Source organism: uncultured Formosa sp. (assembly GCF_947500765.1).
Classification (GTDB): domain Bacteria; phylum Bacteroidota; class Bacteroidia; order Flavobacteriales; family Flavobacteriaceae; genus Formosa.
This window is the reverse complement of the sequence record NZ_CANMTH010000008.1, coordinates 18445-31607: the sequence shown is the minus strand read 5'-3', so window position 1 is coordinate 31607 and position 13163 is coordinate 18445. Positions and strand designations below refer to the sequence as shown.

Annotated in this window: 8 protein-coding genes; all 8 read right to left on the bottom strand. The window is 32.3% G+C overall.

Annotated features, from left to right (window positions below):
• Window positions 1–30: 30 nt before the first annotated feature.
• The 8 genes from Q1B05_RS13955 to Q1B05_RS13920 all read right to left on the bottom strand — a co-directional run bounded on the left by Q1B05_RS13955 (window position 31) and on the right by Q1B05_RS13920 (window position 13134).
• Window positions 31–3027: a DNRLRE domain-containing protein gene (locus Q1B05_RS13955; RefSeq protein WP_299781567.1), complete on the bottom strand. Its 2997-nt coding sequence runs from the start codon at window positions 3025–3027 to the stop codon at window positions 31–33.
• Between the two features lie 73 nt (window positions 3028–3100).
• Window positions 3101–4726, bottom strand: a complete 1626-nt coding sequence (locus Q1B05_RS13950) for a hypothetical protein (RefSeq protein WP_299781566.1) — start codon at window positions 4724–4726, stop codon at window positions 3101–3103.
• A 1-nt stretch (window position 4727) separates the two neighbouring features.
• Entirely contained in the window at window positions 4728–6134 is a 1407-nt protein-coding gene (locus Q1B05_RS13945) for a sulfatase-like hydrolase/transferase (RefSeq protein WP_299781565.1), read from the bottom strand.
• Entirely contained in the window at window positions 6127–6921 is a 795-nt protein-coding gene (locus Q1B05_RS13940; RefSeq protein WP_299781564.1) for a sialate O-acetylesterase, read from the bottom strand. The genes Q1B05_RS13945 and Q1B05_RS13940 overlap by 8 nt, the downstream gene beginning before the upstream one ends.
• Before the next feature lie 11 nt (window positions 6922–6932).
• Window positions 6933–9077 carry a hypothetical protein gene (locus Q1B05_RS13935; protein ID WP_299781563.1) on the bottom strand — a complete coding sequence of 715 codons (2145 nt, stop codon included), beginning with the start codon at window positions 9075–9077 and terminating at the stop codon, window positions 6933–6935.
• A 9-nt stretch (window positions 9078–9086) separates the two neighbouring features.
• The gene (locus tag Q1B05_RS13930) at window positions 9087–10691 is read right to left on the bottom strand and encodes a sulfatase (RefSeq protein ID WP_299781562.1); all 1605 of its coding nucleotides are present in this window, start codon (window positions 10689–10691) and stop codon (window positions 9087–9089) included.
• A 30-nt stretch (window positions 10692–10721) separates the two neighbouring features.
• A complete protein-coding gene (locus tag Q1B05_RS13925; RefSeq protein ID WP_299781561.1) occupies window positions 10722–11705 on the bottom strand; it encodes a hypothetical protein in 984 nt (327 codons plus the stop codon).
• The gene (locus Q1B05_RS13920; protein WP_299781560.1) at window positions 11695–13134 is read right to left on the bottom strand and encodes a hypothetical protein; all 1440 of its coding nucleotides are present in this window, start codon (window positions 13132–13134) and stop codon (window positions 11695–11697) included. The genes Q1B05_RS13925 and Q1B05_RS13920 overlap by 11 nt, the downstream gene beginning before the upstream one ends.
• Between the last annotated feature and the right edge of the window lie 29 nt (window positions 13135–13163).

The following is a 13163-nucleotide window of genomic DNA, read 5'->3' as shown; positions in this document are numbered from 1 at the left end:
TTAAAAATTAGTTTAAAGCAGATGTTTAAATTATTTCTTTAAAATTCTCTTAATTTCAGTTCCAAAATCACCTTCTATTTTAATAAAATACATACCACTTTTAAGGCCTAAATTATTTAAAGAAATGGTGTTTATAGATGACGTTTTTACAACTGTAATAAACTGACCTAAAGCATTGTATATACTCACCTTATTTACAGTGTTTCCTGATGTTGTTTTTATATTTAAAATATCTGAAACCGGATTAGGATAAACTACAGTTTTTGTTATTAAATTATTATCATCTATTCCTAATGTACTAGCATTCTCAAATGGCCCTATATCTATGGTGTCTCCTACATAAACCGTATTATTTTGAAAATCGATAGAAGGTACTTCTGTTATATTTTCTAGACTTCCGTTATCTATCGCAGGAGATGCTTCAGACAATCCGAAACCTGAAAGAAAATCATAACTTACACTTCCTGTTGGTAAACCATCACTACCTAGAAGCAGGTAACCTCCAATATCTTGAGTAGGCACAGTACCGTCTATAAATAATGGATCTGCTGTTACTTTATTTGTATCGTCTGGATATTGGTATAATGGATCTATACCGTAGTATAAATTATTACTGTATTTTACGTCTTCAAATCTAGAATCTGTAGGTTCTACATCGGCAGTAAATGTTCCATTGTTATTAGTTGTGTAAAAAATATTATTTGTTACTATAGAATTTGTTGGACCTTGAGTTGTAACATCACTTAAATGTGTAAATACTAAACTATTAGAAGCCTCTGCATTATCGTAATATATCAAGTTATTATGCACTAACAAATTGGTATTTTGATTACAAATTCTAACACTATTAATGCCATTATTAAAAAGCATATTATATCTTATAATTGTATTATCATTAAAGGCGCCTTCAAAACTTCCTCCAGTTGTAATGACTCCACCATATCCGTTATCGTGACAATAGTTATATTCTATAATGGTGTTTTTAGATCTAAGATCGGAATCTATTCCTGCTCCATCAGATTTTCCTTCTGTATATTCTGTAAAACAAGATTCATTATATCTCCAGATTGCTCCTGTTGTTTTAGAGTTAAAACAAGCATTATCAGAACCTCTCCCTATAGAGCAATAATAAAATAGATTATATTCCATAATTGGATCTTCGGCTGTACGTATAATTACACCTTGCGAATTGATATTTTCAAATCGATTTCGCTTAATTAAAACATTTTTACTTGGCACAAAATTATGCACGTAATCGTCGTTAGATGTTCCTGGGACTGTGTTACTAGTAAAATCGGAATCAATCGTTAAATCAGACCAATGAGAAATATTAGCAAAACCAGTATTAGAAACATCGTAGAAATATGATTTATCTAATAAAATATCATCAAAATATGTTTGTACATCGTCTCCTCTAATTTCTAAGAAGATAGCTCCCGAACGTTTTTCATCATCGTCATTCGCATACACACCGCCATCTAAGCCATCTGTTCCGTTAATATCTGTAAACATTAAATCTGTAAAATGTAAATGATGAAGTGCTCCAAAATTATCGGCAACCACATGAATACCTCTTCGTAATCCATCTTTTACTGCTCCTAAATTCGTGATATGCAGGTTAGAAATTTCTATATATTCTTGGTTAAATAATTTTATAAGTCCTGTAGATTGCCCTAAACCTTCTAATAAAGGTTTATCTCCTGTGCCGTAAGCATCAATAACAATTGGACTATTAGCTGTTCCAGAACCTTTAAACACAAGATCTTCTCCACTCCAAACTCCGCCTCGTTTTAATAAAATTTCACTTCCAGGAGAAAGTGTAACATCTTCTAGTTTTGTTATGCTTTTCCATGCTGTTGTTTCAGAGGTACCATTGTTATCATCACTTCCATTTTCTGAATCAAAATAAAATGTTCCAGACATTACTGTAGGCTCCATATAACTACTTGTAATATCACTTACCATTAATTGTGGCCCGTCACTGTCTGCTTCTTTAGAATTGAATGAAATTTTAGCTCCTTCGTTTTCTTTAACTATTAAAGTTAAATCTGTCCATCCAGCTTCTATTGCTTTATTAACATAATTTGTAACATCTAAGGTTACAAAACCTATTGTAGACACATCATACACTCCAATACGTTCTGTCGCTAAGGGTTTGTCTCGTCCAGTAATAGTAGATTCTGACCATAATGCTTCTGTAGCTGTTCCATACACAGAAATTTCTGATGCACGCTCTACTTCAAAAGCATACAGTTTTAATAGTATGGTTTCTTTAGCTTCAGAAATACTACTTATATTAAATTGAATATAACTATCTGAACAACTACTAACATTATCATCGTAACGCACAGATAAATCGTCTCCAGAACCATAATTTTTATCGTGTGAAGCTTTTCCCCAATAAAACACTTCTGCATCTTGAGTTGCAGGAATGGAAGATAAATTAGGATTATCTATAATAATCGCTAAATAAGGAATATTTAATTCGGCTTCTTTACTATTAAAGCCAATTGTTGTAGCAGATGTTAAAGGATCATTAAGAGCAACAGATACAATTTTATCGCCACTTAACTCACTTTGCACATAACTAGTAATATCCCATTCATAATATATGCCGTCATCATCCATTTCAACGGTTGCTATCTGATCGCCTATAGCTGGTAAATTATCCCAAGTTACAGTGTCTTCTGTCCATCCATCCCCTAATTCATAAACACCTATTGTTGCTGCTTTAGAATTATTGGCATGTAAACGTAGTACAGCTTTAGCCGAACCATTTAAATCGTAAGATGTATCTGATAAATCGAATTTTAAAACAGATTTTCTGTAATTTTTTTCGTTGTCTACCGTCCCTTTTACTAATAATTCGAGTTCACTTCCATAGTTCACTTCGCTATTAGATCCGCCTCGGATATAAGCATCTTCACTCACATTATGAGTAAACGTACCATAATCCTGGGCACTAGCATTAAAATAAGCCGATAAACAGCATAATGCAATTAATAATAGATTGTAATTTTTTGTCATTAGTTTGGTTAATTTAGTTAGTTAAATGTTTGCTTTAATTTTATTATTCATTTTTAGGAACTCTTTTTTTGTTTTAAAACATTTCAAAAGCACCTCGGTCAGGATTCCCTTTTATAGGATTACCTAGCATGTCTTTTTTAGGATGTCCTTGAACTTTAATACCGTTATTAATTTCTGAAGACTCCTTTTGTAATAAAAATCGTAAATACGATTTCCAATTGGTTTTTGAAGGTGTATCATTAACAAATAAAGGATTGTGTGTATTCTTTTTTACATCTGATGGTGTGTTAATAATACCTCCATAAAAGGTATTTGCTAAAAAAGTATTGTTTGTACTTTTCCCTAAATCAAATCGATGTTTTGCCCCTAAAGCATAAAATATATTGTTGGTATATACGGTTTGGTTTGGTAGCCCATTCCAACTTTTATGAAATATAATTTGTACAGGATCTTGATCTTCACTTACAAAAAACACATTATTATAAATTTGTGTCTGGGTAGTTGTTCCGGAATTCCGAACAATATGGTGGTTGTTACTTTCAAAAATGTTATATCTAATTATAGTACCATCATTAAAGCTTGTTTTACTAGCCCCATCACAACAAATTAAAACACCACCATGACCATTATGATGACTATAGTTATATTGAATTATAGTATTCTTACAATTCCAATCGCTATCAAATCCGCCGGCATCTACATCTGGTTTTCCATTCCAACTATCTGCTGCCGTATTATAAAAAGTATAAGCAGCTTCATTATATTGAAACAATGCATTGTCGCAATTAAAAGGAAAAGAGGCATTTCCACTACCTTTTAACCCGTTATATTCAAATAAATTATATTCTACCAATGGAGCATTTGCTACCCTTACGATTAATGCATTTGCTCCAGCTCTTTCAAACTTATTATTTCTAAAAACTATATGTTCGCTCGGGTACCAATTGTGTATCTTTCCATTTTCAAGCTTATCTCCCCAAGTACTATTTAGAGATCTATCATCCCAAACAGAACTATTAGACCAGCCTGTTCTATCTACATCATGAATATGACATCCCACCACTAAAAAGCCATCAAAATTAGATTTTACACGTTTCAAAATATCTTTATTCCATGTAATTTCTGCAAAAACACCACCATTGTGTTTAGTACTCATATCTCCATTTACATCACTTATCTCTAAATTTATTAATTGAATATCGTGAAGTGTCCCACAATCTTTTCCTTCAATATAAATTCCCATTTTAGGAGTATTTACATATACTAAACTTTTTTTTAAAGGATATTGTCTTGGTTCTTCTGATGCTTTAAAGTTTTCAATTTTTAAATCACGTATTTCGATATACTCTTGATTAAATAAGCGAATGGTATATGAAGCTGTTTCGTTTTTAAAACGAACACCTTTAGCATTTAAAACGGGAACAGGTCCAGATCCATACGCACCAATAACTATACGCTTATTTTTTGCTCCACTACCTTTGGGTATTAAATTTCCTGTCCATGTGCCACCGCGTCTAAAAAGTAAAGAATCGCTTGGTTTTAGGTGTAATTGATTAACACGATTAATACTCTTAAAAGGGGCACTTTTAAGAGTCCCAGTATTAGTATCGTTACCAATAACATCATCTACAAAATAAGTGGTTTGTGCGTGTAGCAAAGCACTCATTAAAATAAAAACGCAAGCTAATCCCTTTTTCATTTTAGTTTTGAGGTATTTTATTTATTGGAAAACTATCTTTAGTTGTATTAATCCAATCTTTTAACATTTGACGATGAGCTGAAATTTGTTTTTTATATTTTTTAGAATCAACTAAAGTATGTAGCTCACCTGGATCATTTTTTAAATCGAAAAATTGTTCTGGATGTTCTCCTCCATCAAAAAGTATATATTTATAATCTTCGGTAACCACCATACGACCAACGAATACTCTTCCTTTAGGTTTGTTTTTTTCTTTTTGATTTAATTCTGAAACAACGTATGCTCTAGTCTTTTTAGGTATTTTTACATCTTTTAAAAAGTATGGACTTAAGTTTTCTCCTTCCAAGGTATCGCTATACGATACACCTGCCATTTCACATATGGTTGGGTATAAATCTAATCCAGAAGTTAATAGTTTTGAATCTATAACACCTGCTTTTGTATGCCCTTTCCAAGACACTACAAATGGTACATTTACAGATTCTTCATAAAACGTCATTTTCTGATTCCATTCATGAGACGAGTGTCCGTCTCCATGATCTGAGGTATAAAAAATAATAGTATTCTCTAACTCTCCTTTTTTATCTAAAGCTTTTACAATACTTAAAATATGGTTATCCATTTTTTCTACCAATCGATCATAACCGTACATGTATTGACGCCATTCTTGTTCCTGCCAATATTTTACAGGATGCTTTCCAAAGTTGGTTTTATCTGTAGTGTCTGGAGTTCTACGCGTATAAAACCCTTCGGCTTCCTTTTTAGGAATATTAAAGTTAGTTGGTAAAGGCGGACAGTATTCTAGATCCATATTTTCTTCAACGGCGCCATCGTGATAATCATCTCCTAGATCAGAAATATTACGTGCCAATTCACAGCAATCATGAGGATTTAATAAAGAAGTCACCATAAAAAAGGGTTTATCATGTTTCTTATTAATAAAATCTATAGATAATTTGGTTGTCTTGGTATCGTTATATTCTCTTTTATAAGACTCGAAACCATGCCATTCTGGAATATCTTTTATTTTAGATGTAGATACATGCCATTTTCCATAATATGCTGTTTCGTAACCTCCATCTTTTAATGTTTTACCAATAGAGTTATATTTTAAAAGATTTGGTCCACTTTTACTAGGCATAACTCCCGTCATTAAACCTGCTCTTGAAGACATACAAACTGGATACGTACAGTAACTACGTGTGTAAGACACACCTTCTTTTACTAATTCATCAATTCCCGGTGTTGTTACATATTCGTAGCCTCTTTGCGTCATGACTTTTCCAGAATGTTGATCTGAAATAATTAATAATATATTTGGCTTTGTTTGATTTTTGGTCTCTTGAGCATGTATAAATTGACACCCAAACAACACTAAAAAACTAAATACTTTTAAGGTTTTAATCATTTTTTTGACTTTTATTTTTTGATAACAATTCTTTCATTTTTATAGCATATCGTTTACCTAAAACCCGTTGACTTGCACTATCAAAATGAGTTTTATCTATAGTAGATGTATGTTCTGAAGTTACAACTGCCGTGTTTTCAACATGATTAGGTAACTCTAAAATCATTTTATTGAATTTATTTCTTTTTGGTTTATCTGATGATAATTGACCTGCAACAAATGGTACATTTGGACTATTTAAATCTTTACGAAGTGCAGCTATTAATTCTGTTATTTTTGGCATGTATGCATCTGCTCTTCCTGCATTTGCCTCTCCTTGATGCCAAATAATTCCTTTTAATACTCCTAATTTCATTGCCTTTTTAGCTTGAGAAATGGCTTCGTTGTACAGTGTATCTCCTGGTTTCCATTCTTCAATAGATGTTCCGCCTTTAGCATTAACGATTAAACCTATTTTAGTATCAGGATTATCTTTTATCATTTCTTTTGAAAAACCATAACTAGGACCAATTTTTTGTAAATCCAATCTTTTCTTTACTGTTGAATATTTATTAAAAGGGTTTGCTGCTTTTTCCCAAGGATGTTCTTCATTTCCTGTAAACAAAAACACATTTGGAATAGTGTCTTGATCCTGCAACTCTATAGGTGCACGACCTGCCATATTAGATTGCCCAATACATAAATACAATTCCATAGGTTTAGAATCTGTTTGTGTTAAGCTTTTTGATGACTTGCATTGAAACAACAAGCCAAGGCATAAGATTAAAAGTATTTTATAATTTTTCATTTGAATAGATCTTATTTGTTTGTTCTTTTTAATTTTTTTTCATTGAAAAAATATTCGTCAATAAATTCTAGATTTTCAATTATTATTTTGTCGGCTTCGACTTTAAGTTTATAATGAGGTTCGTGGTCTTTAAAGGGCACATGTAAGACAACATACTTCGTGTTTTTTGCATGACGTCTGACTAACAAAAGAGGTTTCCTTTTTGGCATATTCTGAGGTAAAACCTCATCCCAACCTTCATTAGAAATATAATAAGGCACCTCGGTCTTTAATATTTTTGTTCCTTTTTCTCCTGCTATTAAAACATGCATTCCAATAGTATCTGTGTCTTTAAAAACGGCACTAAAACTAGTATCTGTAATTGATTGCTCTGCATTTAAAAGCCACATATTATTTTCTTTTTTTGCTGTTAAATCTATTTTACCTAGACCATATTCTTCATTTAAATTGGGGTATGCCTTAAAGTTAATACCAGAACTAAAAGACAAATCTCCAAAACTGTGAAGTGCATAATCGTAATTATGAAATTGATTAGAAACACAATCAAAAACATCTAAAACATATTCTTTTGTAACACCTACTGTTCGGGTTTCTTTTACACCATTATAAATAGACCCTGTAGTTGTGAGTATTTGCATAGGTCCAGTAGTTACTATTTTAGAAAAATTTGCTCCTGGTATTTCTGGCGATTTAGATCCTAATTTTATTACCGATTTGTCTGGTTCTCTATAATCTACAGCAACTGTGTTATGCGCAATGATACGATTACTAAAAGGTGTTGCATTTCTTCGATTTCGAGAGGTTCTAGGTGCCAAATAATCCCAAGACAAAAAATTATCGAAATAAATTTGTTTTTTATATGCTATTACATCTAATGCAAATTGCTCATTATGACTATGAAATTGGATACTTGCTCCGTTTCTAACAAACGCTGATAAGGCATTACTTCCCCAATAATTTGACGTTGTGTCTGATCTTAATAGTGCAGAACCAAACTCCTGATATATAACAGATTTTGCAGATGGTGGTTGCTGGGCTTTAAGAGGCACACCATGTGTTAAAGCTGTCCATCCCCAAAAATTATTATCCCAACAATCTCTATCTTTATTTTGAGCTGCCATCCAGCAATACACCGGATCTTTAAAAATACTATAAAGCATTTCTACTTTAATGTTTGGTCTATAACCTGAATCATCTTTCTTATAGAAATATTTAACTTTAGAACCAACTTTACCATCTTTAACATTAACATATTCAGATCCATCGCCTCGTATAGGTATTGAACCATCTGTAAGTAATAAGGAGGTAAAACCATCCATCATACCCTTAAAAGATGCTCCATTCTCTGCTTTATAAGCATATAAATCTTCACGATTGTTTGTTCGAGATGCCTCTGCCAACATAAGCATTGCCGAAGCAACATAACCATTATCGTATTTTAAAGGTTCTGGCCAAAAGGTACTGTCTCTAAAACGTAATAAAGAAGCTTTAAATCCATGTTTTCCATCAATTGCTAAATCTATTGCTTGATTATTTTCTCTCATAAACCCAGCAATTCCCAGTGTTGTAACTCCCCAAAACTGCGTATTACCTAGTCTTTTAATCGCATTATAATAAGCAGTTCCATGAATAATTATTTCGTCTAAACGTTTATTCATTGGAGCAACAAGCTCTTTACATTCTGGATTATTTTTAATTAAATCCCAAGCCTCTAAATTCCCCATTCTAAACATGCCCCAACTCCAGAAACCTTGTGAGGTATTTTCTTTACTAAGCAAGGGTTCATGCATTGCATTTAATTTGTATGTTTCAATAATGGCGTGTTTAATAAGTGGTAATACGCGTTGATCTCCTGACAATCTGTAATAGATCGCTGCATCCTTCACTACTATAGATTTAGTCCAATCTTCTGGACCACTATGTGTATAGTAGGTTACAGAATCTAAAACTGATTTTTTTAATTTTGAATATATATTTTCAGCCCAATTAGATGTATCTATATTGCTACGCATTCTTACAAAATCACTTTCCTTTAAAAATAATTTTTCATTGCCACCATAGGTGTTTTCTGGCCAATTATTTACTTTAGGCTGTTGCGTACATGAGAATACTACGCATGCAAAAACAATATATAGACTATATAATTTAGCTTTCATTTGTTTATTTTATCTTAACCAAACTGGAATAGAATCATTAGTTTTCCATTCTTCAATTCTTCGATCTAACTTATCTCCTTTCCATTCTGTAGAACCAGCTGGAATAGCATCATAAGTTGGTAACCATTTTTTATGAGCAGCTATAACATCTGAATATTTTGGATCGTTAGCTAAATTTGTATGCTCGCCTGGATCTGTTTTATGATTATATAATTCTTCTCCACCATCTCTATACTGAATATATCTCCAATCATTACTTCTAACAGCATGATTTTTATAATACCAAGTAGATAGTACCGCTCTATCTGTTTTTGTTGCTGGCGATTCTATAAGCGGGATTAAACTTTCTCCACCTAATTTTGGTAAACGAGGTAAATCGCATAATTCTGTTATAGTTGGATAAATATCTAACAAACTCACCACCTGGCCACTTCTTTGTCCGTTGCTTGCATTATTTGGAACTTTAAAAAATAATGGTACACGTGTTGTTTCTTCCCAAAGTGCTTGTTTTCTGAAATGCTTTTTCTCTCCTAAATGCTGACCGTGATCTGACCATAATACAATTATAGTATTATCTGCATACGGGCTTTTTTCCAGAGCTTCAACAACTTTTCCTATTTGATCATCTACAAAAGATATACAAGCTAAATAAGATTGGACCAATTCTGGTAAAATCTCTTTTTTTGCAGTCATATCTGCCCAGCCACCATGTGGTGTATATCCATAAGCTATTGATTTACCCATCATTGGAATATCTTCAAATTCATTTTCTGGTACTTCTGGAACAACAATATCCTCAATAGGATATAAATCAAAATACTTCTTAGGTGCTGTATATGGCACGTGAGGTCTTAAGAAACCAACAGAAAGAAAGAATGGTTTTTCTTGAGTACTATCTATTTTATGAATAGCCCATTTTGCAATTTGCTCGTCATACATACCATCTTTTGGAATATCTTCCGCTTCTAAAGGCCCTCCACATAAAGAATAAAATCTATTATTATCTTTGTAATAATTATTTATGGTATCCTGTCCGTAAAGTTGTACTAATTGCCCTCCTCCTTTTGGAAATGGATAAAACATAGTCCCTCTATACCCATAACCATTCGCTTTTATATTAGGTTCCATATTATTCCAGAAATGAGGAGAATAGGCTGTCCAATAATCGTCTGTTTTTGTTGGAAAATCTGATTCTCCACTATGAAATACTTTCCCTGCAGCATACGTATTATATCCACTATCTTTAAAATATTCTGGAAGCATTTTATGATTAGCCATAACGGTATCATAATTTTTTCTCATATTATTTGTAGAACTATACCAGCCAGATACGGTTGGATCGATACCACTTAATAATGAGTTTCTTGACGCCGTACAAACTGGTTGAGACGCATGTGCATTTGTAAAAAGGACACCTTCGCTAAACAATTTATCCATGTTTGGCGTTTTAACTTGGTTGTTCCCCATTAAGGCGCCTTCCCAATCGTTTAAATCGTCTACAGATATAAAAAGTACATTAGGTCTTTGTTTTTTAAGAGGTTCTTTTTTCTTTGTTGAAGACGAACAACCTATAAAAAAGATTGAACTGAATAAAATCATGACAAAATATTTCATAATACAATTTTATTAATGTGAATTTTTATTCTATTTTTTAATAAGCTTAGATACTGCTATACCCGATTCTCCTGCAACTGAATAATATAAATAGACATCTTTCTTATCTATTAAAATAGCAGGGTCTCTTAATTCATGTACACGTGTTCTTGCAAAACCATTAACCGATTTTTTTATTGGCAGCTCTACTCCTTCATAATCCCTTTCTGGTTTTAAAACATCTTGTATATCACTTGCTTTCCAGTTTTTGTAAGTTCCTTCGGAAAGATTAACAGTTGTTTTTAAAATACGTTCTGGTTCATCTCCTTTCTGTGAATAAAAAATCACAAGATTATCTCCAACTACAACAACTGCAGAATGTCTAATTTTAGGCAAAATAAGAGCGCCTTTTTTATAAGGTTTTATGCCATCTTCAGACTTGAAAAATGTTCCTGAAACTAAAGCATAAAAATTATTTTTATAATTAAATGTCCTAAAGTAAGATGCCCCCAAAACCGTGTCATTTGCTATAAAATCTAAACCATTTTTAGAAGTACTTAAAAAAGTTTTTTGCCCGATTGCTTTATTTTCTGGATACCCATGAAAATACAGCCTAAAGGTTTGATTAGCTTCATTGATAACAACATCTGGAGATGCAACATGTCCAGTAGCACCTGTATCTTCTATTTTTAGCACTCCTGGTTTATAAATAGTCCAAGGGCCAATTGGTGAATTGGCATAAGCCAAACGTATATACTGACCATGATGATGGGCAAAATACATATAGTACTTACCTAAAGGGTTTTCTACCCATTTAGGGACTTTAATAACAGAAGGTCCATTTATATTTTCTCCTAATTTCCCTTCAAGACCTAACATATCCGGATAAATTATCGGATTATTATTTAAACGTACAAACTCACCTTCGTTCCATGTTTTAATGTTAGAAGTAGACGCACATCCTGTGGTAAAAAGAAGTAAAAAAAGACTCCCGATTACAGGTAATTTTAAAAGAAAATTAAATTTACTTTTCATTATTATCGAAGTAATCAATTACATTATAAACATTTTGATTAAGTGCTTTCATTTTCTCCATCATAGGATCCCAAACATCATATGTCGCATTTACTATTCCTTTATTTGCATCAATATTTGAAGGATCTACCCCTTTAGCTGTCGGATCGTTATCTTGATATTTAAAATAATGCCAGCCCACACAATTTTTAGATTCTAATAAGGCTAAATTGTAGTTTTGATAAAACAAACCTCGGTCTTCTTGAGTACGAACAATCCAACCTGCACCACTTGTATTTCCCATTCCAGAATCTTCTCCTTTAGTATAATACTCTGTAACTATAAATGGTTTACCGGTCCATGCTTCCCAATTCACAACATCTTCATTGTCTGGTGTCCAGTGGTTATAATAATTATTAGAAATAACATCTAAATACTTACCAGCAGTTTTCATAAACTCAGCATGATTTTTTTCATCACCATAAAAACGAGCACCAATATACATGTGGTTTGGATCGTATTTCTTAATAGCTTTAGATACTGTAGAAAAATATTTATCACCTACAAAAGCCATAAATAATTCACGATGTTTATCTGTTATATTTTCTTTTGTAACGCCACGCTCATCTATCCAAGCTTTTGCTGCTAAATACCCATAATCATCTTCGGGTAATCCTAAATAATTATCTAAGGCTTTAAATTTAAAAGGCATCTCGTTATCTGAAAAATATCCAAATAAATTAGGATCGTCTTTATAAGCTATTAATTGTTTAGCATGCTCATCACAGAATGTTTCAAACTCAGGATCGAACACGAAAATGGCATCGTTTGGATATCCTGTATGTCCAGGTTGTTGAAATGTACCTCCACGTTTACGACCGTAAGCACTCATAAAATTCCAATTAATTGTATAAGCAAATGGCTTATCTATAGTTTTATTTAGCGCTACAATAGCTTCTGCATCTGACCAAGATCCTGCACAGTTAAAACCATTGTCTTCTAACATCATTACGGTTTCACTAATCCAATTAGATTTAGAACCAAATTTTTCTACTAAAGCTTCTTTATTCGTTTTAGACTTTCCTAGGTTAATACTGTTTAAAGCAATATTGAAATATTTATAACCTAAAGGATCTATACCCCACCAACGATTTCCAATTTTTTTAACATGAAAAAAACCTGTTGCATAATCTGTTTTTTGATTTAAATCTCCTCCATATTTACTTAATTCAGGAGTTGTTTTAAGAGCTTTAAAGCCTGGAAGCAAATCTAGAGTACGTGTTTCAAAAGGCTGGTAATCTGTATAACTACGACTACCATCCTTATGATATACTTTTACCTTAGCATCTACTAAAATATGGTCTTTTGTAGAAGAGGTTTCAGTACTTTTTTGAGATTTCTTACATCCAGAAGCAATAAATATTAATAGTATAATTAATACATGTTTCATATATAAATGTTGTTTCTTTTTTTATTTTT